Origin of the sequence: Aquabacterium sp. OR-4 (assembly GCF_025290835.2) — a bacterium.
Classification (GTDB): Bacteria; Pseudomonadota; Gammaproteobacteria; order Burkholderiales; family Burkholderiaceae_C; genus Pseudaquabacterium.
On sequence record NZ_JAOCQD020000001.1, the window covers coordinates 529763 to 555496 of the forward strand.

18 protein-coding genes and 1 pseudogene are annotated in these 25734 nt (G+C 72.1%); 11 read left to right on the forward strand and 8 right to left on the reverse strand.

Annotated elements, in window-relative coordinates; genetic code table 11:
- The first annotated feature begins 10 nt into the window (after positions 1-10).
- The 4 genes from N4G63_RS02135 (at position 11) to N4G63_RS02150 (ending at position 5693) form a co-directional block, all read left to right on the forward strand.
- Positions 11-526 (forward strand): sigma-70 family RNA polymerase sigma factor, encoded by a 516-nt coding sequence (locus N4G63_RS02135; protein ID WP_260788990.1) that lies wholly within the window; start codon positions 11-13, stop codon positions 524-526.
- Positions 523-1500, forward strand: a complete 978-nt coding sequence (locus N4G63_RS02140) for a FecR family protein (RefSeq protein ID WP_260788989.1) — start codon at positions 523-525, stop codon at positions 1498-1500. The genes N4G63_RS02135 and N4G63_RS02140 overlap by 4 nt, the downstream gene beginning before the upstream one ends.
- A gap of 103 nt (positions 1501-1603) precedes the next feature.
- The gene (locus tag N4G63_RS02145; RefSeq protein ID WP_314599292.1) at positions 1604-4531 is read left to right on the forward strand and encodes a TonB-dependent receptor; all 2928 of its coding nucleotides are present in this window, start codon (positions 1604-1606) and stop codon (positions 4529-4531) included.
- Complete coding sequence (locus tag N4G63_RS02150; protein ID WP_260788986.1) at positions 4521-5693, forward strand: cytochrome-c peroxidase; 1173 nt, start codon at positions 4521-4523, stop codon at positions 5691-5693. Before N4G63_RS02145 ends, N4G63_RS02150 begins: the two co-directional genes overlap by 11 nt.
- A 24-nt stretch (positions 5694-5717) precedes the next feature.
- Here the strand turns inward: N4G63_RS02150 and N4G63_RS02155 are convergent, their stop codons facing one another.
- Positions 5718-6791 (reverse strand): transglycosylase SLT domain-containing protein, encoded by a 1074-nt coding sequence (locus N4G63_RS02155; RefSeq protein ID WP_314599293.1) that lies wholly within the window; start codon positions 6789-6791, stop codon positions 5718-5720.
- A gap of 263 nt (positions 6792-7054) precedes the next feature.
- On the opposite strand from N4G63_RS02155, the gene N4G63_RS02160 reads away from it, so the two are divergent.
- Complete coding sequence (locus N4G63_RS02160) at positions 7055-8347, forward strand: O-acetylhomoserine aminocarboxypropyltransferase/cysteine synthase family protein (RefSeq protein ID WP_314599294.1); 1293 nt, start codon at positions 7055-7057, stop codon at positions 8345-8347.
- Between the two features lie 105 nt (positions 8348-8452).
- Positions 8453-9757 carry a poly(3-hydroxybutyrate) depolymerase gene (locus N4G63_RS02165; RefSeq protein WP_260788984.1) on the forward strand — a complete coding sequence of 435 codons (1305 nt, stop codon included), beginning with the start codon at positions 8453-8455 and terminating at the stop codon, positions 9755-9757.
- 81 nt (positions 9758-9838) lie between these two features.
- Here N4G63_RS02165 and N4G63_RS02170 read toward each other — a convergent pair whose 3' ends face one another.
- Positions 9839-11161: a serine hydrolase domain-containing protein gene (locus N4G63_RS02170; protein ID WP_260788983.1), complete on the reverse strand. Its 1323-nt coding sequence runs from the start codon at positions 11159-11161 to the stop codon at positions 9839-9841.
- A 138-nt stretch (positions 11162-11299) separates the two neighbouring features.
- On the opposite strand from N4G63_RS02170, the gene N4G63_RS02175 reads away from it, so the two are divergent.
- Positions 11300-11971: a histidine phosphatase family protein gene (locus tag N4G63_RS02175; RefSeq protein WP_260788982.1), complete on the forward strand. Its 672-nt coding sequence runs from the start codon at positions 11300-11302 to the stop codon at positions 11969-11971.
- Between the two features lie 64 nt (positions 11972-12035).
- On the opposite strand, the gene N4G63_RS02180 is transcribed toward N4G63_RS02175, so the two are convergent.
- The 4 genes and pseudogenes from N4G63_RS02180 to N4G63_RS02195 all read right to left on the reverse strand — a co-directional run bounded on the left by N4G63_RS02180 (position 12036) and on the right by N4G63_RS02195 (position 16366).
- Positions 12036-13382 carry a tetratricopeptide repeat protein gene (locus N4G63_RS02180; RefSeq protein ID WP_260788981.1) on the reverse strand — a complete coding sequence of 449 codons (1347 nt, stop codon included), beginning with the start codon at positions 13380-13382 and terminating at the stop codon, positions 12036-12038.
- Between the two features lie 5 nt (positions 13383-13387).
- Positions 13388-14883: pseudogene (locus tag N4G63_RS02185) on the reverse strand (ABC transporter substrate-binding protein).
- A 49-nt stretch (positions 14884-14932) separates the two neighbouring features.
- Positions 14933-15322 (reverse strand): thioredoxin family protein, encoded by a 390-nt coding sequence (locus N4G63_RS02190; RefSeq protein ID WP_260788980.1) that lies wholly within the window; start codon positions 15320-15322, stop codon positions 14933-14935.
- Positions 15323-15406: 84 nt separating this feature from the next.
- Positions 15407-16366 carry a LysR family transcriptional regulator gene (locus N4G63_RS02195; protein WP_314599295.1) on the reverse strand — a complete coding sequence of 320 codons (960 nt, stop codon included), beginning with the start codon at positions 16364-16366 and terminating at the stop codon, positions 15407-15409.
- 173 nt (positions 16367-16539) lie between these two features.
- Here N4G63_RS02195 and N4G63_RS02200 point away from each other — a divergent pair, with 173 nt between their 5' ends.
- From N4G63_RS02200 to N4G63_RS02210, 3 genes are all read left to right on the forward strand, one after another.
- Positions 16540-18744: a malate synthase G gene (locus N4G63_RS02200; RefSeq protein WP_260788979.1), complete on the forward strand. Its 2205-nt coding sequence runs from the start codon at positions 16540-16542 to the stop codon at positions 18742-18744.
- A gap of 321 nt (positions 18745-19065) precedes the next feature.
- Positions 19066-22014 (forward strand): CheR family methyltransferase, encoded by a 2949-nt coding sequence (locus tag N4G63_RS02205; RefSeq protein WP_260788978.1) that lies wholly within the window; start codon positions 19066-19068, stop codon positions 22012-22014.
- Positions 22007-23422: a PAS domain-containing sensor histidine kinase gene (locus N4G63_RS02210; protein ID WP_314599296.1), complete on the forward strand. Its 1416-nt coding sequence runs from the start codon at positions 22007-22009 to the stop codon at positions 23420-23422. Before N4G63_RS02205 ends, N4G63_RS02210 begins: the two co-directional genes overlap by 8 nt.
- A gap of 30 nt (positions 23423-23452) precedes the next feature.
- Here N4G63_RS02210 and N4G63_RS02215 read toward each other — a convergent pair whose 3' ends face one another.
- A complete protein-coding gene (locus N4G63_RS02215) occupies positions 23453-23833 on the reverse strand; it encodes a hypothetical protein (RefSeq protein ID WP_260788975.1) in 381 nt (126 codons plus the stop codon).
- 86 nt (positions 23834-23919) lie between these two features.
- On the reverse strand, positions 23920-24309 hold the full coding sequence (locus N4G63_RS02220; RefSeq protein ID WP_260788974.1) for a TraR/DksA family transcriptional regulator: 390 nt from the start codon (positions 24307-24309) through the stop codon (positions 23920-23922).
- Positions 24310-24429: 120 nt separating this feature from the next.
- Here N4G63_RS02220 and N4G63_RS02225 point away from each other — a divergent pair, with 120 nt between their 5' ends.
- Entirely contained in the window at positions 24430-25731 is a 1302-nt protein-coding gene (locus tag N4G63_RS02225) for an NAD(P)/FAD-dependent oxidoreductase (protein WP_260788973.1), read from the forward strand.
- Positions 25732-25734 lie beyond the last annotated feature (3 nt).

Genomic DNA, 25734 nt, shown 5'->3' on the forward strand with positions numbered 1-25734 from the left:
TTGCCGCACCATGTCGGCCGCCGAACTGCCCCTGCAGCGCGAAGTGCGCCTGCTCTACCTCGACCACCATCACTGGCTACAGACCTGGCTGCGCGGCCGTCTGGGCGATGCCGCCACCGCGGCCGATCTGGCGCACGACACCTTCGTGCGCCTGATGGCCGGGCGCCAGGGCCGTGAACACGGCAGCCTGGGCGCGCAACCTCGCGCACTGCTGACCCACATCGCCAAGGGCCTGGTGGTCGACCACTGGCGCCGGCAGCAGGTGCGGGCGGCCTGTCTGGAGGCATTGGCCGCGCTGCCCGAGGCCCAGGTGCCTTCGCTGGAAAGCCAGGCCATCGTCGTGGAGACCCTGCTGCAGATCGACCGCCTGCTCGACGGCCTGCCGCCGCTGACCCGGCAGGTGTTCCTGCTGGCCCAGCTCGACGGACTGACGCTGCAGCAGATCAGCGATCGGCAGCAGATGCCCGTGATCACCGTGCGGCGCCACATCCAGCGTGCTCTGGTGGCCTGCATGTCGGCGTGGTGAGCGCGGCGATGCCGGCGCTGGAGCATGCGCCCGATCCGGCGGTCATGGCCGAAGCCGCCGACTGGGCGCTGACCCTGCAGCAGGGGCCACTCGATGCGCCCACGCAGCATCAGTTCGAGGCATGGCGCCAGCGCAGCCCCGACCATGCCCGGGCCTGGGCGCGCGCGCAGCAGGTGCTGGGCCTGTTCGGCCAGGCGCCGGCCGCACTCGCCCGGCCGGCCCTCGACGCGCTGACCCAGCAGCGCCGCCAGCGGCGCCGTGCTGGCCTGCTGGGCCTGCTGGCCGTGGCCATGCCGAGCGGCTGGCTGGTATGGCGCGAGCGTGCTGCGCTGGACGCCACCACCACCCTGGCCACCGCAGTGGGCCAGCGCCGCAGCATCGCGCTGCCCGATGGCTCGCAGCTGCTGCTCAACACCGGCAGCCGGGTGCAGATCGTCTTTGACCAGCAGCAGCGCGGTTTGCACCTGCAGGCCGGCGAATTGCTGGTCAGCACCCAGCCCGACCCGGTTGTGCCGGCGCGGCCGTTTGTCGTCGGCACCCCGGCGGGCGAGGTGCAGGCGCTGGGCACGCGCTTCTCGGTGCGACTGCTCGACGCCGGGCAGGTGCGCGTGGGCGTGTACCAGCATGCGGTGCAGGTGCGCCCGCATGCCGCTGCCGCGCGCCGCCTGCAGGCCGGTGAGGGGCTGGACTTCACGGCCCAGGGCTACAGCAAGCCGCGGCTGCTGGACGACAGCGCCACCCTGTGGCGCAACGGCATGCTGCTGGCGCGCAACATGCGGCTGGCCGAGGTGGCGGCCGAGCTGGCCCGCTACCGGCCGGGCGGATTGCGCTGCGAGCCGGCGGCCGCTGAGCTGCGGGTCAGCGGTGCACTGTCGCTCGATCGGCCCGACGACGGCGTGGCCCTGCTGCTGGCCACCCAGCCGCTGCGGCTCGACAGCACTGGCCACGGGCCACCGGTGTTGCGCCGCCGCTGATCACTTTTCAGCGCTCGTGCGGTGTACCTGGCATGGCGCCGCGGGACTCGGTCGGGTCGCGTGCGTGCGCCCGCTGTCCGCCTGTTTCCGGAGTACCCGTCTGATGAGTCGCCCTGTCCCCGGCCGCGCCCGCCGCGCCTGCCACACCTCCGCCGCCTTGCCGGCCCTGCCCACGATGCCGCCGGCACTGCGCCGCAACAGCCTGTCGATGTGGGTGTCGCTGTGCTTGGGCGGCGCCGGCGCCGGTCTGGCGCCGCTGGCCCTGGCGCAGCCTGCGCCGGCCGCGCCGGCCGCTGCCGCCGCGCTGCGCGAGCATGCGCTGCCGGCCGGCCCGCTGGGCGATCTGCTGATGCGCTATGCCGCCGCCGCCGGGGTGCAGCTGGTATTCGACCCGGGACTGCTGCAGGGGCGCAGCAGTCCCGGCCTGCGTGGCCGCTTCAGTCTGGCCGGCGGATTCGAGCAGCTGCTGCGTGGCAGCGGCCTGGTGCTGGTGGCCACACCGACCGGCTACACGCTGCGTGCGCAGCCCGCGGCACCGGTGGCACAGCGTGGGGTCGAGGTCGCGGCGCCTGCTGCGCCCGAGCGTCAGGCGGCGCAGCTCGACGAGGTGTATGCCCGCGCCGCACGCCTGAGCGACCATGGTGGCAGCCAGCAGATCGATGGGCGCACGCTGCGCAGCTTTCCGCTCGTCAACGGCGACGTCACCAGCGTGCTCAAGCTCAACCCGCAGGTGCAGTTCGACAACGCCCAGCTCTCCTCCTTGACCCAGGGCGAGATCGCCGCGGCCGAGATCTCGATCAACGGTGCCAAGCCCTACCAGAACCTGTTTCTGCTGGACGGCATGGTGCTCAACAACGACCTCGACCCCGCCTTTGCCCGCACCGCCACCAACAGCAACCACTATGCCGACGTGCCCGGCGCGGCCCAGGGCATGCCGCTGGACCGCAACCTGGTGTGCTCGGTGGAGGTGCTCGACAGCAACGTCTCGGCGCGGCACGGCAACTTCCAGGGTGGCGTGGTGCAGGGCGAGCTGTGCGAACCGCGACGCCGTGAACTGCATGGCCGGGTCAGCTACAGCGTGGCGCGTGAGCCCTGGAGCACGCTGTTCGTCGACCCAACGCGCGAGAGCGAGTTCGAGCTGTCCGACGATGCTGCCATGCAGCCGCATTGGCGCAAGGAGGCGCTGAGCCTGAGCTTGCAGGGTCGGCCACACGAGCAGCTGGGCATCACCGCCCAGCTGGGCTTGCGGCGATCGACCATTCCGCTGCGCGGCTACGTCTCCACGCAGACGCCCAACGACAGCACGCTGCTGTCCAAGACCCAGACCCGCGAGAACTTGGATGCACTGGTCAAGTTCGACTGGCGGCCGGTGGCCGGCCAGCAGGCCTGGCTGACCCTGCGCCACCAGCCGCTGGACGACCACTACTTCGTCACCAATGCCCGCGACTCCGGCTTCGACATCCGCGGCGGTGGCCAGTCGGCCGCCGCGGGCTGGCGCCATGCGCTGTGGGGCATGGACCTGACGCACCGGCTGCAGGCCTCCGAGATGCGCCAGTCGCGGCGCGGCGAGGTGCCCTATTTCCGCACCTGGTCCTGGTCGGCCACCGACAAGAACTGGGGCAACGGCACGCGCGGCACCAGCTCGACCAGCGTCGAAGGCGCCTGGGGCGATGTCGACACCGAGCAGCAGACCCTGGGCTACAGCCTGCAGGCCAGCCTGCAGGCGCTGCCGCCGCTTGGCGGCGCCCGCCAGCAACTGGTGTGGGGGCTCGATCTGAACCAGCGCGAGGCCCGCTATGCCCGCCCGCGGGATCACCATGTCTACCTGGCCAGCTACCGGGTCGCCACTAGCACCTGCACCTCGCCGCTGGGGGTGGTGGATCTCGAAAACTGCTCGCTGGCGCCCAGCCTGCGCCACACCGGCACCGGCCAGTACTTCCGCAGTCGCGATGTCTACCGCGCAGGCGAGTTCTCGCTGCGCGCCGCCCAGGCCGCGCTGTGGCTGGAAGACGAGTTGCGCTGGCAGACGGTGAGCGTGCGCGCCGGCCTGCGCGCCGACCGCGACGGGCTGTACGACCAGATGGTGCTGTCACCGCGCCTGGCCGCCACCTGGGTGCTGGACCCTGCGCACGACACCGCGCTGAACGCCGGCGTCAACCGCTACCACGGGCGCAGCCTGTTCAATGCCGCGCTGCGCGAGAAGCGCGAGACGCTCAAGCTCACCGGGCAGGGGCGCAATGTCGACTGGAACTGGACCGGCGGCACCGTGGCCAAGCCGCTGAACCGGCTGGACGAGTTGGCCGTGCCCTTCGACGACGAGGCCATGCTCGGCGCCCGGTACGGCTGGGGTCCGGCCCGCCTGAGCGCGAAATGGGTGCATCGTGAATCGCGCCGCCAGATCACCCGGCAGACGGTGACCGACACGCGCTGCAGCACCACCAACCGCTGCTACGTCTACAACAACCATGGCCAAGGCAGTGCCGACACGCTGAGTCTGGAGCTCGAAGGCAGGCAGGCCGCGCTGCTGCTGGCGGGCCGCCACGACTGGAGCCTGTCGATCAGCCGCAGCCAGGTGCGCAGCAACCACGCCGACTACGACGACTCGCTGACCGACGCCGACAGCGACCGCCTGATCAGCTGGCGCGGCCAGATCATGCGCTTCAACGAGCGGCCGGCCGACAACTTCAACCGGCCCTGGACCGGCCGTGCGAGCCTCAGCTCGTACTGGCCGGCGGCCGATCTTCGCGTGGTGCACTTCGCCCGCTGGCAGGCCGGTTATCGCCAGATCGTGCAGGGCGCCGACGTGATGCACGAAGGCACCAGCATCGACGCCTACGACGAGCGCGCCCTGCCGTCCACCTTTTCATGGGACATGAGCCTGACCTGGCAACCGCACTGGGGCCGCCACCGGCCCTTCGTCACGGTCACGGTCGAGAACCTGAGCAACCGGCGCAACCTGGTCACCAGCGGCACCTGGGCGGTGTACGAACGTGGGCGCAGCGTCAGCCTGCAGCTCGGCCATGAGTTCTGAGCGCCGGCCGGTGCCCTGGCCGGCAGCGTGGCGCGCGGCATGGCTGGCCGCGTCGCTGGTGTGCTGTCTGGCTGCCGCAGCGCCGCCGGCCCGCGCCGCCGATGCGGCCGCGCCCCAGGCGCTGGCGGGTGATGTGGCCGATTGCCTGCAGCGCCTGGCCCAGCCCGGCGCTGAGCGCCAGCACCCGCAATGCCTGCAGCAGGCCTATCAGGGCGCCAGCGCGCACTGGCCGGCAGCGGCCGTGGACGCCGGCGTGCGCTGGCAGGAGCTGGCACCGCGCCGCGTCCTGCCGCCCCAGCCACCGGCCCTGGTGGCGCTGGGCGAGCAACTGTTCTTCGAGCGCGGGCTGTCGCGCCAGCGTGATCTCAGCTGCGCCAGCTGCCATGCGCCGCACCTGGGCTTTGCCGATGGCCGGCGCGTGGCTGTGGGCCATGAGGCGGCCGCCGGGCTGCGCCACACGCCGCACCTGATGGGCGTGGGCCATGTGCCGGCCGGCGCGCTGATGTGGGACGGCCGCGCCCGCGACCTCGAGCGCCAGGCCCTGCTGCCCCTCACCCACCCGCAGGAAATGGCCATGGACCTGCCCACGCTGCTGCAGCGTCTGGGCCGTGATGCGGTCTATGCCGGGCGTTTTGCGGCAGTGTTCGGCGACGAGGCAGTGACCATCGAGCGCCTGGGCCAGGCGCTGGCCAGCTACCAGCGCACGCTGCAGGCGCCGCGCAGCCGCTTCGACGAGTTCATCGAGGGACGGCGCGAAACGTTCAGCCCGCAGGAGCTGCGCGGTCTGCATCTGTTTCGTACGCGCGCGCGCTGCATGAACTGCCACAGCGGGCCCGAGCTCACGCAGCATGAGTTCCACCAGATCGGCATCAGTTTCCTGGGCCGCCCGCGCGAGGACAGGGGCCGCCAGGCCATCACCGGTCGCGCTGACGATCTGGGCAGCTTTCGCACACCCTCGCTGCGCGGCGTGGGTCGCACCGCGCCCTACATGCACCAGGGCATCCTGACCACGCTGCGCCAGGTGCTCGACCTGTACAACCAGGGCATGGTGGCGCCGCCGCAGCGAGATCCACCGCTGCCGGGACCCTCGCCGCTTATCAAGCCCCTGCAGCTGACGCGGCCGGAGCTCGACGACATCGAGGCCTTCCTGCGCACGCTGTGAGCCGGCCGGCCTGCGGCTGCGCGCTCAGCGCCGCGGCAGGCCCGCAGCGTCGCGCATCAGCGGCAGTTGCGGCGTGGGCGCGGTGATGCGGGCATCAAACGGGTGGCGCGCGCCGTCGCCCAGCAGGCCCAGCACCTTGCGCACATAGGCGCGGGTCTCGGCATAGGGTGGCACGCCGCGGTAGCGCACCACCGCGCCTTCGCCGGCGTTGTAGGCCGCGGCGGCCAGCAGCACATCGCCCTCGAAGTAGGCCAGCAGCCAGCGCAGGTAGGCCATGCCACCGCGGATGTTCTGCGCCGGATCCATGATGTTGCGCACCTGGAAACGCCGGGCCGTGTCGGGGATCAGCTGCATCAGGCCCATCGCGTTCTTGGGCGATTGGGCATTGGCGTTGTAGGCCGACTCGGTGGCGATGATGGCCAGCACCAGCTGCGGCGCCAGCTGGTACTCGGGCGCCACGATCTTGACGAAATCGACGATGGGCTTGGGCGCCTCGTCGAACAGCGGATGCCAGGCCGCGCGCGACAGCGGCACGCGTGCCGCCGTGGTCCGCGACGGCAGGGCGGCGGCCGGGTTGGGCCGCGTGGTGGCCGGCGGTGCGGCCAGGGCCAGCGCGCGGTCGGTCTCGGGCGGGCGCAGGCACACCGGCAGCTCGCCGCGCGGCTCGCCCAGGCGCCTGGCCATCTGCTGGGCCTGCGGCAGGCCCTGCTCGGCGGCAGCGGCAAACAGGTGGGCGGCGGCCACGTCGTCGCGCTGCACGCCGCGGTCGTTGGCCAGCATCCAGGCCAGGTTGAACTGGGCCTCGGCGTCGCCATGGCGTGCGGCCTGGCAGTACAGCGTGGCGGCGCGCGCCGGGTCGCGATCCAGGCCGTTGCCGCCGTGCTCGAGCTGCTTGGCCTCCTCGCGCCAGCGTTCCACCGTGGCTGGCACCACCGGGCCGCCGGGCGCGCGCGGCGCCACCATCGGCAGCGCGGCCACGCCGGCATTCAGCGCGGCGTCAACGCCCGGCACCTGGGCTGGCGCATGGCCGGCCAGCAGGCACAGCGCGGCGCTGCACAGCAGGCGGGCGGCGAGGCGGTGGCGGGACGGCAGGGGCATGGGGATCGGGATCAGGCGGGTGCGCCAGGCAGGCGACGGACGGTTTGGCACCGCGGAAAACCCGCCACTCTAGCCGCGTGGCGCGCGGCAGGCGGGGCGGCTGTCCCGGAAACGCGGGGGCGCCCGGCCAACGCGCACGCCGGGCCTGCCGCGGATTTCACGCATCGATGCGCGTTCTTCGCATGCCGTGCCGCTGCAGCATGGGCCTAGACTGGCCGGCTGCCGCGCGGCGGCGAGCTTTGCCAACCCATGCAGGAGTAGACATGCCCCGTGACACCAGCCAGTGGCGCTTCGAGACCAAGATGGTCCACGCCGGCTACCAGCCCGAACCCACCACGCACGCCGTGGCCGTGCCGCTGTACCAGACCGTGGCCTACAGCTTCGACAGCGCCCAGCACGGCGCCGACCTGTTCGACCTGAAGGTGGCGGGCAACATCTACACCCGCATCATGAACCCCACCCAGGCGGTGCTGGAGGAGCGGGTGGCGGCGCTGGAAGGCGGCATCGCGGCGCTGGCGCTGGCCTCGGGCCAGGCGGCCATCACCTACGCCATCCAGACCATTGCCGAGGCGGGCGACAACATCGTCAGCGCCACCAGCCTGTACGGCGGCACCTACAACCTGTTTGCGCACACGCTGCCGCAGTACGGCATCAGCACGCGTTTTGCCGACGACCGCAACCCGGCCAGCTTCGAGCCGCTGATCGACGCGCGCACCAAGGCCATCTATGTGGAGAGCCTGGGCAACCCGCGCGGCAACATCACCGACATCGCCGCGCTGGCGGCCATCGCTCACCGCCACGGCGTGCCGCTGATCGTGGACAACACCGTGCCCAGCCCCTACCTGTGCCGGCCCTTCGAGCATGGCGCCGACATCGTGGTGCACTCGCTCACCAAGTACCTGGGCGGCCATGGCACCAGCATCGGCGGCGCCATCGTCGACTCGGGCAAGTTCCCGTGGGCGCAGCACAAGGCGCGCTTCAAGCGCCTGAACGAGCCCGATGTCAGCTACCACGGCGTGGTCTACACCGAGGCGCTGGGCGCCGCGGCCTACATCGGCCGCGCCCGCGTGGTGCCGCTGCGCAACATGGGCGCGGCGATCTCGCCCTTCAACGCCTGGCAGATCCTGCAGGGCGTGGAAACGCTGGCGCTGCGCATGGACCGCATCTGCAGCAACACGCTGGCCGTGGCGCAGCACCTGAGCCGTCACCCCAAGGTGGGCTGGGTCAACTACGCCGGCCTCGAAGACCACCCCGACCACGCGCTGGTGCAGCGCCAGATGGGCGGCCGCGCCTCGGGCCTGCTGACCTTCGGCGTCAAGAGCGGCCGGGCCGGTGGCGAGCGGTTTCTCGATGCGCTGCAGCTGTTCACGCGCCTGGTCAACATCGGCGATTGCAAGAGCCTGGCCACGCACCCGGCCAGCACCACGCACCGCCAGCTCTCGCCGGAAGAACTGGCCAGGAGCGGCGTGAGCGAGGACACGGTGCGCCTGTGCGTGGGCATCGAGCACATCGACGACCTGATCGCCGACCTCGACGCCGCGCTGGCGGCCAGCTGAGGCTGGCAAGGCCGGCAAGGGCGGCCCGACACTCCCCAGCCCGGAGGATGGGCGGCCAGGCAGGCAGGTTTATGCTGCGCTGCAGCAAACAACCTGGAGAAGGCCATGCGATCGCTGTCGTCTGCGCAGTGGCGTCTGGTGAGGTCGATGGGTTTGTGCCTGGCGGTGGTGGCCGCGGTGGCGGCCATCGCCCGGCCCACGGCACCGGCCGAGCCGGCCCGGCCCGGTGCGCCAGACCCGGCGGCCGCCAGCGCGCGCAACAGCCGGCCCGCCGCCGCGCCGCAGCGCCTGCCGGCGCTGGGCCTGGCGGCCGAGGGGCTCACGGTGTCGGGCCTGTCCTCGGGCGGCTACATGGCCGGGCAGTACCAGATCGCGTTTTCGTCGCAGGTGGCCGGCGCAGCGGTGCTGGCCGCCGGCCCCTACGGCTGTACCCGCGGCCAGGTGACGACGGCGATGCGCGAATGCTCCTGCCCGGCCGACATGGCGGCCTGGCTGCGCGCGCTGCCGGCCTGGACCGGCCTGGGCTGCCGCGTGCCCACGCCGGGCGAGCTGGCGGTGCGCGCCGAAACCGCGCTGGCGCTGAACCGCCCGCACCTCGACAGCCCCGCCCACCTGGCCCGCCACCGGGTGTGGCTGATGCAGGGCGAGCGCGATCCGGTGGTGGCGCCGCCGCTGGTGGCCGCGGCGGCCGAGGTCTACCGCCAGGCCGGCGTGCCGGCCGGCGCGCTCAGGCTGCGCACGGTGGCCGGTGCCGGCCATGGCCAGCCCGAGCCCGATGCGCCGGTGGCCTGCGGCAGCACCGCCTCGCCCTTCCTGACCGATTGCGACGACATCGACGCGGCCGGCGAACTGCTGGCCTGGCTGTACGCGCCCGATGGCGCCGGCCTGGCCGCCGCGGTGCCGCCGCGCGCCGCGGGCCTGCGCCGCTTTGACCAGCGGCCTTACCGCCGCAGCGGCGCGGCTGCACCCTTCGACGGCCTGGACGACAGCGGCTGGCTGTACGTGCCGGCGGCCTGCGAGCCGGGCGTGGCGGCGCGCGGCACGGCAGCCGGCGCCGGGCCGGCCTGCCGGCTGCATGTGGTGTTTCACGGCTGCGCGCAGGGCCAGGGCTTTGCCGGCCCCGACGGCCAGCCGCTGGGCGCGCGTTTCGTGGCCGGCGCCGGCTACAACCGCTGGGCCGAGAGCAACCGGCTGGTGCTGCTGTACCCGCAGGTGCGCGCCTCCACGCCGCCACCAGCCGCCGCCGCACGCGGCCAGACCTACCAGCTCAACCCCGAGGGCTGCTGGGACTTCTGGGGCTACACCAACCCCGACGAGGCGCTGAGCGGCGTGTTCCGCACCTTCGCGCGGCGCGATGCGCCGCAGCTGGCCGCCGTCAAGCGCATGGTTGACGCGCTGCTGGTGCGCTGACCCGGCCACCGCCGGTGGCGCCATGCGGGCGGTTTGCCGGGCAGATCGGCGGGCGGCTTGGCGGGCGGCTCAGTGGGCGGTTCAGCGCGCGGCCGGTGCCTTCATCTCGATCACCGCGCCGGCCACCAGGTTGCGCAGCAGGCTGCGGTAAGGCACGCGCATCTTCGGGCTCTGCATCATGAACACCACCGCCAGGTCGAGCGCCGGATCGACCCACATGTAGGTGCCGCCGGCGCCGCCCCAGTAATACTCGCCCACCGAGGCCGGGCTGGCGGCCTCGCCGGCACTGGTGCGCACCGCCACGCCCAGGCCGAAACCGTAGCCCGGGCCGGGCAGGTACAGCGGCGTGCGCAGCACGCCGGCGCCCAGGTGGTCGGCCGTCATGAAGGCCAGCGTGGCCGGGCTGATGATGCGCCGGCCCTCCAGCTCGCCGCCATGGCGCAGCATGGCCAGGAAGCGCAGGTAGTCGGGCGCGGTGCTCACCAGGCCGCCGCCGCCCGACTCCATGCGTTCCACCTTGCGCGGGTTGCCCACCACGGCGCCCACGCCGATCACGCGGTCTTCGGCAAAGGGCTCGGCCAGGCGCGCCTGGCGCTCGGGCTCGGGCAGGTAGAAGCTGGTGTCGCGCATGCCCAGCGGATCAAAGATGCGGCGCTGCAAAAACGCGCCCAGCGTCTGGCCCGAGGCCACCTCGATCACGCGGCCCAGCACGTCGGTGGCGTTGCTGTAGTCCCAGGTGCTGCCAGGCTGGGCGATCAGCGGCATCTTGGCGATCTTGTCGGCAAACTCGGCATTGCTGATGTCGCCGCCGGCGCTGATGCCGGCCTTTTGATAGGCCTGCTTGACCAGGCCGTCGCCGAAGAAGCCGTAGGTCAGGCCGGCGGTGTGGCGCAGCAGGTCTTGCACGGTGGGCGGGCGGCGCGGTGCCACCAGCTCGAGCGCCTTGTTGCCCTGGGCATCGGTTTTCTCGACGCCCACCTTCACGTCGGCAAAGGCCGGGATGTAGCGCGCGATCGGCGCCTCCAGCAGCAGCTTGCCCTCCTCGGCCAGCATCAGCGCGGCCACGCTGACGATGGGCTTGGTCATCGAGTAGATGCGGAAGATGTCGTCGATCTTCATCGGCGCCGGGCTGGCGGGGTCGCGCTGGCCGATGGCGTCCACATAGGCCAGCTTGCCGCCGCGCATCACCATCACCACCGCACCCGGAATGCGCTTGGCCGCCACCTCGGCGCGCAGCCAGTCGCTCACGCGGGTCAGGCGCTCGGCCGACAGACCCACGGCCTCGGGCCGCGCAATCGGGATCTGGGCCTGGGCCCGGGCCGGTGCCGGGGCCAGGCTGGCGGCACCGGCCAGGGCCAGCAGCGTGGCCAGCAGCAACGGGCGCAGAGTGGGTTGAAGGCGCATGCGGTCTCCTGGAGGGTTGTGTCAGCGGGGCCCGCCGCTGCGGTGGCGGCGGGGCGTGGCCGATGATGCCGCCGGCAGGCCGGCGCGCCGTCACCCAGGTGGCGCTGGCGCCCCGGGGTTTGCCCGGACAATGAGCGCATGACCGAACTCCTCGTGATCCGCCATGGCGAGACCGACTGGAACCGCCAGCACCGTTTCCAGGGGCAGATCGACGTGCCGCTCAACGCCCTGGGGCTGGCGCAGGCCGAGCGCCTGGGCCAACGCCTGCGCGACGAGCCGCTGGACCTGATCATCACCAGCGACCTGAGCCGCGCCCGCAGCACCGCCGAGGCGGTGGCGCGCCAGCACCACGGCGCTGCCGCGCTGCAGCCGCTGCCCGAGGCCCTGTGGCGCGAGCAGGGCTTCGGCGTGCTCGAGGGGCTGGATCTGGGCGACATCCAGGCCCGCCACCCCGGCCTGTGGACGCAGTGGCTGCGCCACGAGGCCGACTACGCGCTGCCCGGCGGCGGCGAAAGCAATGTGATGTTCCACGCCCGCGTGATGCGTGCGCTGCAGGCCCTGCTGGCCGCGCATGCCGGACAGCGCGTGGCGGTGGTGTGCCATGGCGGCGTGCTCGACATGCTGTGGCGCACCGCGCAGGGCCAGTCGCTGGGTGGGCCGCGCCGCTGCGAGATTCCCAACACCGGCATCAACCGTCTGCGCTGGCAGGGCGAGGCGCTGCACATCGTGCAGTGGGCCGATGCCGAGCACCTGGCCGGCCTGCCGGCGCAGCCCAGCACGGCGCAGACCCTGCACCCTGAAGAGCCCTGATCTGCGGCAGCGCACCCGGCCGCGGCCGTCAGGTGCTGGCGCAGCCGACAGGCCGTCCAGGCGCTCAGGCCGCGGCCGGCAGCCCCAGCGCCGAATGCGCGGTGCGCAGACGGCGGGCCAGGCGGCGTGACTGCGGCGCGGCGTTCAGCCGCGGCTGCAGCACATTGAGCACGGTGGCCGCGTCGCCCGCGCGTTGGGCGGCGTCGAGCCAGAGCTGCTCGAACAGCTCGCGCTGGGCGTGGCTGCCGCCAATGCGCAGCAGCTGCGGCAGCGCCGCGGCCAGGGCCTCGGCGGCTTCGGCCCAGTGGCCGCGGGCATGGGCCAGCAGGCCGTGGGCGGCCGGCACGGCCACCTGCTGCCAGGCCCGGCGGGCGGCGGCCGGCGCCTGGGGTGCGTGGGCCACGATGGCGTCGCGCAGCGTCTCGGCCTCGGGCCGGCCGGCGCGCGCCAGGCCGTACAGGTACTGCAGGTCGAGAAAGGGCAGCACCTGGTCGTGCACGCGCTGGCGCAGGTGCTCGGCCAGGTCCTGCCAGCGCTCACCCACGGCCACGCCGGCCAGCTCGAGCCGCGCCAGCAGCGACACGGCGCCCACCTGGTCCTGGCTGTAGGTCTTGTCCACGCCCCACACCTGCTGGTCGTAGAGCGCCAGCGCCGCCGCGTCGTCACCCAGCTCGAGGTGAAACAGCGCCAGGTGCCACCAGTTGTGGGTGCGCATGAAGGAGGTGAGGCCCTGCCACGGCGCGCTGGCGCGGGCCAGGAAGTCGCGGCCCTCGGCGAAGCGGCCGTCGGTGAGCATCACGTGGGCGATGGCGTGTTCGGCCCAGGGCTCGGCGGCGCGCAGGGCCAGCGCGCGGCGGGCGCAGGCCTCGGCCTGCGGCAGGTGGTGGCACTGCTCATGCGCAAAGGCCAGCAGGCCGTGGGCGTGGGCCACCTCGGGCGCGGCGGCCTGCGCCGGCAGCGCCAGGCGCAGCATGGTGGGCGCATCGCCCAGGTTGAAGGCGTGGTACTGGCCCAGCTTGATGGCGGCCAGGTCGCGCGGGTGCTCGCGCGCCAGCTGGGCATGCAGGGCCAGGGCGCCGGCCAGGTCGCCCTGCACCCAGGCCTGCACCGCGCTGGCGAACTGGCGCTCGCGCTCGCTGCTGGGCGCACCGGCATCCACGCTGGCGCGGGCGCGGGCCAGGTGGGCGCGGGCCTGGGGCGGGCCGGCCGGCGATTCGCTGAACATCCACAGCGCCGCGGCGCAGGCCTGCACGATCAGGCTGGTGTCGTGCTCGGCGGCGGCCAGCACGGCCAGGATGCGTGGCTCGTAGGCCAGAAAGCCCTCGGCAAACGCCGCCACCGCGGCCACGCTGTCGCGCCGCTGCACATGGATGACGTTGCCGAACGAATCGCGCGCCTGCAGCGTGGCCATGGCGCTTACCAGCTCAGTGCCGACAGGTCGTTGGCAAAGATCGGCATGTCGCGCGCCACGCCCTTGAGCCCGGCCCTGGCCACGGTGATGAAGGTGGGCTGGTACAGCCAGGCGGCCACCGCGTCGTCGGCCACCAGGCGCTGGGCGTCGGCCATCAGCTTGTGGCGCTGGGCGGGGTCGGCCGTGGCCTGGATCTGCGCCCACAGCGCGTTGAACTTCGCGCTCTCGTAGTTCCAGTAGTAGCCCGGCCGCGCGAAGTTGCCGAAGTCCAGGGGCTCGACATGGCTCACGATGGTCAGGTCATAGGCCTTCTGCTTGTAGACGGCATCGAGCCACTGGGCCCATTCCAGGTTCTCCTGCTTCGCGACGATGCCCACCTTGGCCAGCATGGCCGCGATCACCTCGCCGCCCTGGCGTGCATAGGGCACCGGCGGCAGCTTCAGGCTCAGCTCCAGCGGGCTGGCCAGGCCGGCCTCCCTGAGCAGCGCGCGGGCCTTGTCGGGGTTGAAGGCGTTGACCGCGGTGAGATCGACGAAGCCCGGCGCGCCCGGCACGTAGAAGCTGCCGATCGGCGTGCCGAAGCCGTCGGCCGAGCCATCGACCACGGCCTTGCGGTCGATGGCCATGGCGATGGCGCGGCGCACGCGCACATCGTCGAGCGGCTTGCGCCGGTTGTTCATGGCCAGGATGGTCTTGGCCCGCGTGCCGCCCACCAGCACCTGAAACCGCCGGTCGGCGCGAAACTGCGGCAGTGCGCGCGCCGCCGCCACGCGTGGAACAGATCCACATCGCCGGCCAGCAGCGCCGCCACCTGGGCCGCCGCGTCGTTGATGAAGCGAAAGCTCACGCGGCGCAGCTTCAGCGCCGCGGCGTCGCGGTGGCCGTCCCAGCGGCTCAGCACGATCTGCGCGCCCTTGGCCCAGCTGTCCAGCCGGTAGGGGCCGGTGCCCACCGGCTGGGTGGCATTGCCGGCGGCGCTCCTGGGCTCGACGATCACGCCGGTGGCCTGGCCCAGCTGGAACAGGAAGTCGGGGTTCACGTTCTTCAGCGTGATGACCACCGTGTGCGCGTCGGTGGCCGCGATGTTGACGATGTTGGCGTAGACGGCCTTGTCCTTGTTCAGGCTGTCGGGCGCGGCGGCGCGCTCGAAGGCGTACTTCACCGTCTGCGCATTGAAGGGCTCGCCGTTGTGGAAGCGCACGCCCTCGCGCAGGTGGAAGGCCCAGGTCTTGTTGTCGGGCGTCACCGTCCAGCGCTGGGCCAGCAGCGGGCCGATGCTGCCATCGGGGCGGATGCGGGTGAGCGTCTCCAGCAGGTTGTAGAGCACCACCTCGCCAATGGCCGCGGCCGCGCCGGTGGTCGGGTCGAGCCCCGGCGGCTCGAGCGTCATGGCCAGCACCAGGCTGTCCTTGCGGCCTTGCGCCAGGGCCGGGCTGGTGGCCAGGCTGGCACCCAGGCCCCAGGCGGCGGGCAGGCTCAGCAGCGGGCGGCGGCGGATCATCGCGGGCTCCTTCGGTCGTGCGGGCAATCGTGCGTGGGCGTGGGGTGGCTCAGGCCGGCGGCAGCGGCCGCTGCGGCCCCAGGCGCCACACCGCCTGGGCCATGCCCGGCGGCACCGGGCTGCCGGTGGCCAGGCTGCCGTCGCGCAGCGCCTCCAGCGTGCGCTGCAGCGTGCTGATGTGCGGCAGCAGGGTGCCAAAGAACAGCAGCTGCGCCGGCGCCCGGGCCGCACCGCCGCGCAGGATCATCACGGTGGGAAAGTTCTCGATCTCCAGCGCATCGTCGCCCAGCGCGTCGCTGTCGTCCTCGATGTCGATCCAGGCAAAGCGGTGCTGCGGCCAGGTGGCGGCCAGCTGGGCCAGCGTCTGGCGGTAGACGGTGCAGGTGTTGCACCAGGCGGCGCACAGGCAGGCCACCAGCACCTGCGGTTCGGTGTTCATCGCGGCAGTCTGCCAGAGCCGCGGGCCGCCCCGAGCCGGCCCGCCGACCCGCTGACCCGCTGACCCGCTGACCCGCCTACCCGCCTACCCGCCTACCCGCCTACCCGCCCGGCGGGTGGACCGCGTGCCCGCGGGGCCCGGTGCACGCCAGTACCCGGGATCGCCATAGCACTGCTTGAGGTGGTCGATCCACAGCCGCACGCGCAGCGGCAGGTGCTTGCGTTGCGGCAGCACGGCGTAGATGCCGTTGGGCGGCGAGGCAAAGCGCTCGAGCACGGGCACCAGCGCGCCGCTGGCCAGGTCGGCCTCCACCTCCCAGGTGCTGCGCCAGGCCAGCCCCAGGCCCTGCAGGCACCAGGCATGCAGCACCTGGCCGTCGCTGCAGTCGAGCCGGCCGTCGGGGCGCAGGTGCTGCACCTGGCCGTCCACCGTGAAGGCCCAGCCGCGGGTCTGGCTGGCATCGCTGCTGAGCGTCAGGCACTGGTGGCGGGCCAGTTCGGCCGGTGTGGCGGGCGTGCCGGCGCGCTGCAGGTAGGCCGGCGCGGCCACGCACAGGCGGCGGTTGTCGGCCAGGCGCATGCTCACCAGGCTGGAGTCGGGCATGTCGCCCACGCGCACGGCCAGGTCGAAGCCCTCGTTGACGATGTCGACCACGCGGTCCGACAGGTTCAGCGACAGGCTCACATCGGGGTGCAGAGCCAGAAAGCCCGGCACCAGCGTGGCCACGTGGCGGCGGCCAAAGCCGGCTGGCGCGGTGATGCGCAGGTGGCCGCTGGCCTTCACGCCGCCGGCGGTGACGCTGGCCTCGGCATTGGCAATGTCGGCCAGCACGCGCTGGCAATCCTCGAGAAACGCGCTGCCCTCGTGGGTCAGCGTGATGCGCCGCGTGGTGCGCACCAGCAGCTTGACGCCCAGGCGTTCCTCCAGCGCGTCGATGCGCCGGCCGATCACCGCGGGCGCCACCTCGGCGGCCTGGGCAGCGGCGGTGAGGCTGCCCTTGGTGGCCACCGCCACAAACGATTCGATCTGTTTTAAACGATCCACAGCCGCAGATTACAGACAGATCAGTCATCAATCAACGACGGAACCATGACGGAGATTATGGTTATTCAGGTCATCAATCCAAGAACTATCGGCTACTTAATGGTTGCGGGAGTTCGTAATAGAGTGCGGGCCATGAGGGAGCCGTCGCTCCGTCGCTGCCCAGGAGCCGCCCCATGAGCGCACGCACCCCGATCCATCGCCTGCAGGTGGCCACGCCGCTGGCCCAGTTCATCGACGAGCAGGTGCTGCCCGGCACCGGTGTTGACCGTGCGGCCTTCTGGGCGGGTTTTGACGCCATCGCCCACGATCTGGCGCCCAAGAACGCCGCGCTGCTGGCCGAACGCGACCGCCTGCAGACCGAGATGGACGCCTGGCACCGCGCCCACCCCGGCCCGATCAGCGACATGCCGGCCTACCGCGCCCAGCTCGAGCGCATCGGCTACCTGCAGCCGGTGCCGGCCGACTTCACCGTGAGCACGGCCAACGTGGATGCCGAGCTGGCCACCCAGGCCGGCCCGCAGCTGGTGGTGCCCATCCTCAACGCCCGCTATGCGCTCAACGCCGCCAATGCGCGCTGGGGCAGCCTGTACGACGCGCTGTACGGCACCGACGCGATCAGCGAAGACGGCGGCGCTGAGCGTGCCGGCGGCTACAACCCGGTGCGCGGCGCCAAGGTGATCGCCTTCGCCCGCCAGGTGCTCGACGACCACGCCCCGCTGGCCCAGGGCAGCCACGCCCAGGCCACGCGCTACGCGGTGCACGAGGGCGCGCTGCAGGTCACGCTCGGCGCGGGCCAGGTCACCGGTCTGAAGGACGCGGCGCAGTTCGTCGGCTTCCAGGGCGATGCCGCGGCGCCGGTGTCGGTGCTGCTGCAGCACCACGGCCTGCACCTGGACATCCGCATCGACCGCAGCACGCCCATCGGCCAGGGCGACGCCGCCGGCGTCAGCGACCTGGTGCTCGAATCGGCACTGTCCACCATCCTCGACCTCGAGGACTCGGTGGCCGCGGTGGATGCCGAGGACAAGCTGCTGGGCTACCGCAACTGGCTGGGCATCCTGCGTGGCACGCTGACCGAAGAAGTGCGCAAGGGCGGCAAGACCTTCACCCGCGGCCTCAATGCCGACCGCGAGTACCACGGCCCGCGTGGCGAGAGCGTGCGCCTGCACGGCCGCAGCCTGATGTTCGTGCGCAATGTCGGCCACCTGATGAGCAACCCGGCCATCCTGCTGGCCGGCGGCGCCGAGATCCCCGAAGGCATCATGGATGCGGTGATCACCACCGCCATCGCGCTGCACGATCTGAAGGGCTTGGGGCAAGCGGGCATCCGCAACAGCCGCACGGGCTCGGTCTACATCGTCAAGCCCAAGATGCACGGCCCGGCCGAGGTGGCCTTTGCCAGCGAGCTGTTCGGCCGCGTCGAGCAGCTGCTGGGCCTGCCCGACAGCACCGTCAAGCTGGGCATCATGGACGAGGAGCGCCGCACCAGCGTCAACCTCAAGGCCTGCATCGCTGCCGCCAGCAGCCGCGTGGCCTTCATCAACACCGGCTTCCTCGACCGCACCGGCGACGAGATGCACACCGCCATGCTGGCCGGCCCGATGATGCGCAAGGGCGACATCAAGGCCAGCGCCTGGATCGCCGCCTACGAGCGCCGCAACGTGCTGATCGGCCTGCAGTGCGGCCTGCGCGGCCGCGCCCAGATCGGCAAGGGCATGTGGGCCATGCCCGACCTGATGGCCGAGATGCTGAAAGCAAAGATCGGCCACCCCAAGGCCGGTGCCAACACCGCCTGGACGCCCAGCCCCACCGCCGCCACGCTGCACGCGCTGCACTACCACCAGGTGAAGGTGTCGGACGTGCAGCAGGCCATCGAGGCCAGTGGCGATGCCGGCAACACCGCCATCACCGACCAGCTGCTGAGCGACCTGCTGACCATCCCCGTGGTGGCCCAGGCCCAGGCCAACTGGAGCGAGGCCGAGAAGCAGCAGGAGATCGACAACAACATCCAGGGCATCCTGGGCTATGTGGTGCGCTGGGTCGACCAGGGCGTGGGCTGCTCCAAGGTGCCCGACATCAACGACATCGGCCTGATGGAAGACCGTGCCACGCTGCGCATCAGCAGCCAGCACGTGGCCAACTGGCTGCACCACGGCGTGGTGACCGAGGCCCAGGTGCGCGACAGCTTCGCCCGCATGGCGGCCAAGGTGGACGGTCAGAACGCCGGCGACGCGGCCTACAAGAGCCTGGTGGCCAACCCCGGCGGCGCCGCTTTCCAGGCCGCGCTCGACCTGGTGTTCAAGGGCAAGGCGCAGCCCAGCGGCTACACCGAGCCGCTGCTGCATGCCTGGCGCCTGAAGGTCAAGGCCGGCGCCTGAGCGTCGGTTGCGGGGCAGGCCCGGGCCGGGCCTGCGGTCGGGGCTGCGCGGGCCAAAGCCCGCCGCCACCGGCCCGATCAGCCGCGTTTTGATCAAGACCACCCTACAAAGTAAGCCGAACACTCCCCACTTCAGGCGCTGCAGTTGTTGCCGCGGGCCTGCCTAAACTTGCCGCGACCTGCTGATCGACAGCCGCCCATGCCGGGCCGGCGCATCTGACGCCGAGGTGCCGGCCGTACGATCACCGGTCGGGTTGGGGGACGGCCAATGCAGCAGTACGACGATTCGGCATCGAATGCCGACACAGCACAAGCACGTGATTTGACTGGCGCAGTCGCAGCCGCGGGCGACAGGGAGGCCGATGCCGTCAGTGCCCTGGCCCTGCCCTGGATCGTGGCGGTGGGGGCCTCGGCCGGCGGGCTTGAGGCGCTGCAGCAGTTCTTCGGCGCACTGAGACTGCCCACGCAGGCGGCCTTCGTGGTCATTCAGCACCTGGCGCCCGATCACCGCTCGATGATGAGCGAGCTGCTGGCGCGCTGCACCACGCTGCCGGTGCAGGAGGCGTTGGCCGGTGAATCGCTGCAGGCCGACCGCGTGTACCTGATGCCGCCCGGCGTGCTGATGACCATTGCGCACCAGCAGCTGGTGTTTGCGCCGCGCCCCGAGCACGGCGTGTCGCTGCCCATCGATGCCTTCTTCCGCTCGCTGGCGGCCACGCTGGCCGACCGTTCGGTGGGCGTGGTGCTGTCGGGCTCGGGCTCGGATGGCTCGGTGGGTGCGGCGGCGCTGCGCGATGCCGGTGGCTACGTGATGGTGCAGTCGTCGGAGACCGCCAAGTTCGACAGCATGCCGCGCGCCACCCAGGCGGCCACGCAGGTGGATGCGGTGCTGCCGCCCGACGGCCTGGCGCTCAAGGTGCTGGCGCTCACGCGCGGCCAGTCGGGCCGGGTGCCCTCGGGCGAGCTGGTCGACCTGAGCTCGGTGAAGCCGGCGCTGCAGCGCCTGTTCGAGCTGCTGCTCAGCCATACCGGGGTCGATTTCAGCCAGTACAAGCTGCCCACGATGATGCGGCGCATCGAGCGCCGCATGGGCTTGCTGGGCTGTGCCTCGGTGAGCGACTATGCCGACCGCGTGGCGGCCTCGGCCGAAGAGTGCGAGCTGCTGCGCCGCGAGCTGCTGATTCCGGTGACCGGCTTCTTCCGCGATCCAGAGGCCTTTGCCGCGCTGGGCGAGGCGCTGCGTGCGCGGCTGCAGCGCCAGGGCAGCCAGCAGCCGCTGCGCGTGTGGTGCGCCGGCTGCGCCACCGGCGAAGAGGCCTATTCGGTGGTGATTGCGCTGCTCGAGGCCTGCCAGGAAACCCAGCGCTGGCCCGGCTTCAAGGTGTTTGCCACCGATGTGGATCAGCGCTTTCTCAACGTGGCCAGCGCCGGGGTGTATCCGGCCGGCGTGGGCGAGCAGCTGTCGCCGCAGCGCGTGGCCCAGCACTTCACGCGGCAGGACGACCGCCTGACCGTGCGCGCCGAGCTGCGCCAGCTGGTGCTGTTTGCCCGCCACAACATGCTCGAGGACGCGCCCTTTACCAAGATGGATCTGGTGGTGTGCCGCAACACGCTGATCTATTTTCAGGCCGAGGCGCAGGAGCGCGTGATGCGCCGCCTGCAGTACGCGCTCAACCCCGACGGCCTGCTGTTCCTGGGCAGCAGCGAGTCGCTGGGTGCGCTGCAGCCCGATTTCCAGGTGGTGGATGCGGCGCGCAAGCTGTTCCGGCTGGTGCGTCCGGTGCTGGCGCTCAGTGCGCTGCGCGACGGCATGGCCAACAACAGCCCGGCGCTGCGGCGCCGCACCGGCGAGCGTGGCCTCGGCGCGCCGCAGATCAGCGGCGCGGTCGATGCGGCGCTGGCGCTGCTGCTCGACGAGTACGTGCCGGTGTCGCTGCTGATCACCGCGCAGCGCCAGCTGCTGCATGCCTGGGGGCCCACCGAGCGTTACCTGCGCGTGCCGCGCGGCCAGCCCAACCTCGACGCCATCCGCATGTTGCCGCCCCGCCTGGGCGCGGTGGTGGGCCACGCCATGCAGCGCGCGCTGCACGACCGGCAGATGCACGTGGCACCGGTGCTGCCCCTGCAGGTGGATGGCCACGAGGTGCTGGTGCGCGTCACCGCCCGTGCGCTGGGCCTCGAAGGCGAGGGCAACGGCAGCGTGCTGGTGAGCCTGGTGGAAGCCGCGGCCGTGCCGGGGATGGCGCTGCAGGATCGCGCCCTCGACGAAGGCGAGCTCGACCGCCTGGTGGTGCTCGAGCGCGAACTGGCCGACACCCGGCTCACGCTGCAGACCAGCATCGAGGAGCTGGAGGCCGCCAACGAGGAGCTGCAGGCCACCAACGAAGAGCTGATGTCGGCCAACGAGGAGCTGCAGAGCACCAACGAGGAGCTGCAGTCGGTCAACGAGGAGCTCTACACCGTCAACGCCGAGTACAACGCCAAGCTCGACCAGATCAGCGCGCTGCATGCCGATCTGGACGGCATGTCGCAGGCCACCGGCATTGCCACGCTGTTTGTCGACCAGCAGCTGTCGCTGGTGCGCTTCACGCCCGAGGCGGCCAACCTGTTCCGCCTGCGCCGCGACGACACCGGCCGCGCGATCACCGATTTCAACTGCCAGCTCGACTACCCGCAGCTGGCCGACGACCTGCGCCAGGTGGTGGACGGCTCGCCACCGGTCGAGCGCGAGGTCGGCGGGCCCGGGCTCAGCCGGCACCTGGTGCGCGCGCTCGGCTACAGCATCTCGGGCCTGCCGGGCTCGCCGCGCCGCGCGGTGCTGACCCTGGTGGACGTGTCGCGCATGCGCGACCTCGACCGCCTGCAGCGCCTGATCGATTCGCTCGACGAGCATGTGGCCGTGCTCGACCGCAACGGCACCATCGTGCAGGTCAACCTGGCCTGGTCGAACTTTGCGCAGTGCAACCGCGGGCTCGACGGCGATCTGCTCGACACCGGCGTGGGCAGCAACTACCTCGGCGTGATCGCCCGCTCGAACACCGAGGACGGGCCGTGGCTGCTGCGCGGCCTGCAGGCCGTGCTGGCCGGCAGCCGCACCGATCTGCGCCTGATCTATCCCTGCCATTCGCCCGACGAGAAGCGCTGGTTCATGCTGCGCGCCCTGCCCTTGCGCCCTGACCGCGACGGCCGCCACGCCGGTGCCGTGATCTCGCACCTCAACATCACCCCCTGGGTGGGCCCGGACGGCCCGCCGCCGCCGCACCATGACTAGCACCGTGCCAGGCGCCCTGCCGCGGCCCGAGCTGCCCGCCGGCGCATCGGCCGCCTTTGCCGGCCCCGGCGCCCGGCGCGGCAGCGGCCTGGGCATCACGCAGGAAAACCTGCTGCTGACCCGCGCCCTCGATGCCGTGCATGCCGGCGACCTGGAAACCGCGCAGGCGCTGATCGACAACAACGAGCATTCGCCGGTCACGCTGGGCGATGTGTTCCGCCTGTACCAGAGCGAGCTCGAGACCCGCGCCCAGCAGCTGGCCGAATCGCAGCTGCGGGTGGAGCGCTCGCTCGACTGGTTTGCGCACCTGTTTCGCGCCTTGCCGGTGGCCGCGCTGCTGGTCGATGGCCAGGGCCTGATCGTCGACACCAATGCCTGCGCCGTCGACGAGCTGGGCCTGGCGGCGGCGCTGCGCGCGCTGCGCCTGCCGATGCGGCGCCTGCTGGCCGATCCGACCGACGAGCTGCGCCTGGCCCGCCTGCAGCTGCAGCTGCGCGATGGCGGCAGCGTGGCGCTGGACGATGTGGCCCTGACCACCCCGGATGGCCGCCCGCGCTGGGCCGATGTGCGCGTGTCGCGCGTGCCGGCGGCCGACGGCGCACCGGGCGGCCAGCTGTTCTTGTATGTGCTCAACGACCGCACGGCGCGGGTCGAGGCCCAGCACGCCCGCGACGCGGCCAAGCTGGCCGAGCAGCGGCGCGATGTGGCCGAGGCCGCCAGCCGCGCCAAGACCGACCTGCTCTCGCGCGTGAGCCATGAGCTGCGCACGCCGTTGAATGCGGTGATCGGCTTCTCGCACCTGATGCTCACCGGCCCGCAGCCGCTGGACGCCAACGGCCAGCGCCGCCTGCAGCTCATCCAGCAGGCCGGCCAGCACCTGCTGGCCCTGGTGGACGAGGTGCTGCAGATCAATCGCGCCGAGGCCGGCATGCTGGTGCTCGACGCCAAGCCGGTGCCGCTGCTGCAGCTGGCCCACGATGCCGTGGCCATGCACGAGCCGATGGCCCGCGAGCTGGCGCTGACGATGGCGGTCGAGGGCGACCCCGCGCTGCCGGGCGCGCCGGTGGCCCTGGCCGATTCACGCCGCACCTGGGAGGTGCTGGTGAACCTGGTGTCCAACGCGGTCAAGTACAACCGCCGCGGCGGCTGGGTGCGGATCAGCGCCGGCCAGGACGATCACTCGGTCTGGCTGGCGGTGGCCGATGGCGGACTGGGCATGACGGCCGAGCAGGCCGAGCACTTGTTCGAGCCCTTCAACCGCCTGGGCGCCGACCGCCTGGGCGTGGCCGGCCATGGCCTGGGCCTGAGCATTGCGCGCGCCCAGGTGCTGGCCATGAGTGGCGAGCTGAGCGTGGTGTCCACGCAGGGCGAGGGCAGCCGCTTTTTACTGCGCCTGCCGCGGGCCTGACGCCGCCGTGGCCGCCGTGGCCGCGCCGGCTCACATCGGCGTGGGCGTGCCGTTCATGCGGTCGTACTTCAGGAAGAACTGGCGCGCATAGGCCACCAGCTGGTTCTCGCTGGGGTGATCCACCGGCTCGCAGCCGACGATGTGCTTGGCCAGCGCCGGGCGGTGCTTGTCCACATAGTGCCGAAAGTCGGCCAGCGCGGTGTTCGAGCCGGTCACCAGCACCTCCTGGATGCCGGTCAGCGCGGTGCACACATCGGCAAAAAACTCGTGCTCGGTGCGCACGCCGCTGCCGTGGGTGCGGGTGTGGCGGCTGCTGGACCTGACCTTGTGGGTTTCAACATGATCGGCATCGAACTGCAGCACCTGGGCGGTGTGGTGGTCGAGCCAGACGACGGCGTGGAACAGGGACATGGCGGTTCTCCGGTGTCGGTGCCTGCCAGGGCGAGGCGCCGGGTTGTCAAAACGGGGCTGGGAGCGCGGGCCGAGCCGGCCCGGCCTCACAGCGAGGCGGGGCGCGGCTGGCCGCGCTCGCGCCGGCTTTCGCAGGCCACGCAGCGCAGGGCCTGCGGCTCGAGCTGCAGGCGGGCCAGCGGGATCGCGGCCTCGCAGTCGGCGCACAGGCCGTAGTGGCCGCTGCTCAGCCGCTGCAGGGCGGCGTCGATGGCGGCCAGGCCCAGCACCTCGCGGTCGGCGATGGCCAGGTCAAGCTCGCGGTCGGCGTCGCGCTGCGGCGCGTCGTCGCCATCCTGCAGCAGCACCTCGCGGGCATGCTCGGCGCGGGTCTGGCCGGCCAGATGCTGGTGGCGCTGGGTTTCCAGCTGCTCGCGGCGCATGGCCAGCGCCACCTGCAGGGCGGCGCGATCCTGGCTGCTCAGATGCTTGTTCATGGCGTCTCTCCTTGAACCCACTGTGGCACCGGGCCGGGGCCCGCAGGTTGATGCCAGTCAAGCCGGATCGGCCTGCCTACAATCGTCCTTCCCACCGCTTTTGTGCACCGCCTTCCACCCATGAATCACGCCCTGTCGACGCTGCCCCCGCACTGCGATGTGCTGGTGGTGGGCGCCGGGCCGGCCGGCAGTGCCTGTGCCCAGTGGCTGGCGCGCCAGGGCCTGGCGGTGGTGCAGGTGGATCAACAGAGCTTTCCGCGCGACAAGGTCTGCGGCGACGGCCTGATCCCCGATGCCCACCACGCCCTGCAGCGCCTGGGCGTGCACGACGAGGTGATGGCCCAGGCCCAGGCGGTGGCGCATGTGGGCTGCATCGGGCCGCGTGGCGGGCGCGTGGATGTGCCGGGCCGCCTGGCGGTGCTGCCGCGGCGCGAGCTCGACCACATCCTGCAGCGTGCGGCCGTGCGTGCCGGCGCGCACTTCTTTGCGCCCTGGCGCTTCGAGGCGCCCTTGCTCGACGCCGCCGGCGAGCGCGTGGTCGGCGCCCGCCTCAAGGCCCCGGGTGCGGCCGAGGGGCAGGCGCTGCGCGCACGCTGGGTGGTGCTGGCCACCGGCGCGGCACCCAAGCCGCTGCAGGCGGCCGGCGTGTGCGAGCGCCACACGCCCAGCGGCATCGCGCTACGCGGCTATGTCAAAAACCAGGCCATGGTCGGGCGCATCCAGGCGCTCGAGGTGGTGTGGCACAAGCGCCTGCGCAAGGGCTATGGCTGGATCTTTCCGTGCCGCGACGGCGTGTTCAACATCGGCGTGGGCCTGGCCCACAGCCACGACCAGGCGGTGGACGGCAAGGGCTCGATGCAGGACGTGAACCTGCGCGAACTGTTCAGCGCCTTCACCGAGGTGCATCCGCATGCCGCGCAGCTGATGGCCGGCGGCAGCGTGGTGGGCGAACTGAAGGGCGCGCCGCTGCGCTGCTCGCTCGAAGGCGCGCGCTGGAGCCGGCCGGGTCTGCTGGTCACCGGCGAGGCCGCCGGCAGCACCTATGCCTTCACCGGCGAAGGCATCGGCAAGGCCATGGAGACCGGCCTGCTGGCCGCCGAGGCGCTGCTGGGCGACCTCGGCATGGCCGCGGCCCCCGGCAGCCCGCGGGCCGTCCCCGACACCACGCCGGACGCCGCCACCGACGCCGCGGTGCGCCAGGCCTACGAGCAGGGCCTGGCCGCGCTGAAGCCGCGCTTCGACCTCTATGAACGCGCCAACCGCGTCAACCACCACCCCTGGCTGGCCGACCTGCTGATCTGGCGCGCCAACAAGAGTGCGCGCATCCTGCGCCGCATGGCCGGCGTGCTCGAGGAAACCGGCAACCCCGGCAACCTGGTCAGCCTGCGCGGCATCGCCAAGCTGTTCATCCCCAGCCTGTGAACC

Bases quoted from the DNA above. Each gene is read 5' to 3' on its own strand.
- N4G63_RS02135 (WP_260788990.1), top strand. From the start codon at position 11: ATGTCGGCCGCCGAACTGCCCCTGCAGCGCGAAGTGCGCCTGCTCTAC.
- N4G63_RS02145 (WP_314599292.1), top strand. From the start codon at position 1,604: ATGAGTCGCCCTGTCCCCGGCCGCGCCCGCCGCGCCTGCCACACCTCC.
- N4G63_RS02150 (WP_260788986.1), top strand. From the start codon at position 4,521: ATGAGTTCTGAGCGCCGGCCGGTGCCCTGGCCGGCAGCGTGGCGCGCG.
- N4G63_RS02155 (WP_314599293.1), bottom strand. From the start codon at position 6,791: ATGCCCCTGCCGTCCCGCCACCGCCTCGCCGCCCGCCTGCTGTGCAGC.
- N4G63_RS02160 (WP_314599294.1), top strand. From the start codon at position 7,055: ATGCCCCGTGACACCAGCCAGTGGCGCTTCGAGACCAAGATGGTCCAC.
- N4G63_RS02165 (WP_260788984.1), top strand. From the start codon at position 8,453: ATGCGATCGCTGTCGTCTGCGCAGTGGCGTCTGGTGAGGTCGATGGGT.
- N4G63_RS02170 (WP_260788983.1), bottom strand. From the start codon at position 11,161: ATGCGCCTTCAACCCACTCTGCGCCCGTTGCTGCTGGCCACGCTGCTG.
- N4G63_RS02175 (WP_260788982.1), top strand. From the start codon at position 11,300: ATGACCGAACTCCTCGTGATCCGCCATGGCGAGACCGACTGGAACCGC.
- N4G63_RS02180 (WP_260788981.1), bottom strand. From the start codon at position 13,382: ATGGCCACGCTGCAGGCGCGCGATTCGTTCGGCAACGTCATCCATGTG.
- N4G63_RS02190 (WP_260788980.1), bottom strand. From the start codon at position 15,322: ATGAACACCGAACCGCAGGTGCTGGTGGCCTGCCTGTGCGCCGCCTGG.
- N4G63_RS02200 (WP_260788979.1), top strand. From the start codon at position 16,540: ATGAGCGCACGCACCCCGATCCATCGCCTGCAGGTGGCCACGCCGCTG.
- N4G63_RS02210 (WP_314599296.1), top strand. From the start codon at position 22,007: ATGACTAGCACCGTGCCAGGCGCCCTGCCGCGGCCCGAGCTGCCCGCC.
- N4G63_RS02215 (WP_260788975.1), bottom strand. From the start codon at position 23,833: ATGTCCCTGTTCCACGCCGTCGTCTGGCTCGACCACCACACCGCCCAG.
- N4G63_RS02220 (WP_260788974.1), bottom strand. From the start codon at position 24,309: ATGAACAAGCATCTGAGCAGCCAGGATCGCGCCGCCCTGCAGGTGGCG.
- N4G63_RS02225 (WP_260788973.1), top strand. From the start codon at position 24,430: ATGAATCACGCCCTGTCGACGCTGCCCCCGCACTGCGATGTGCTGGTG.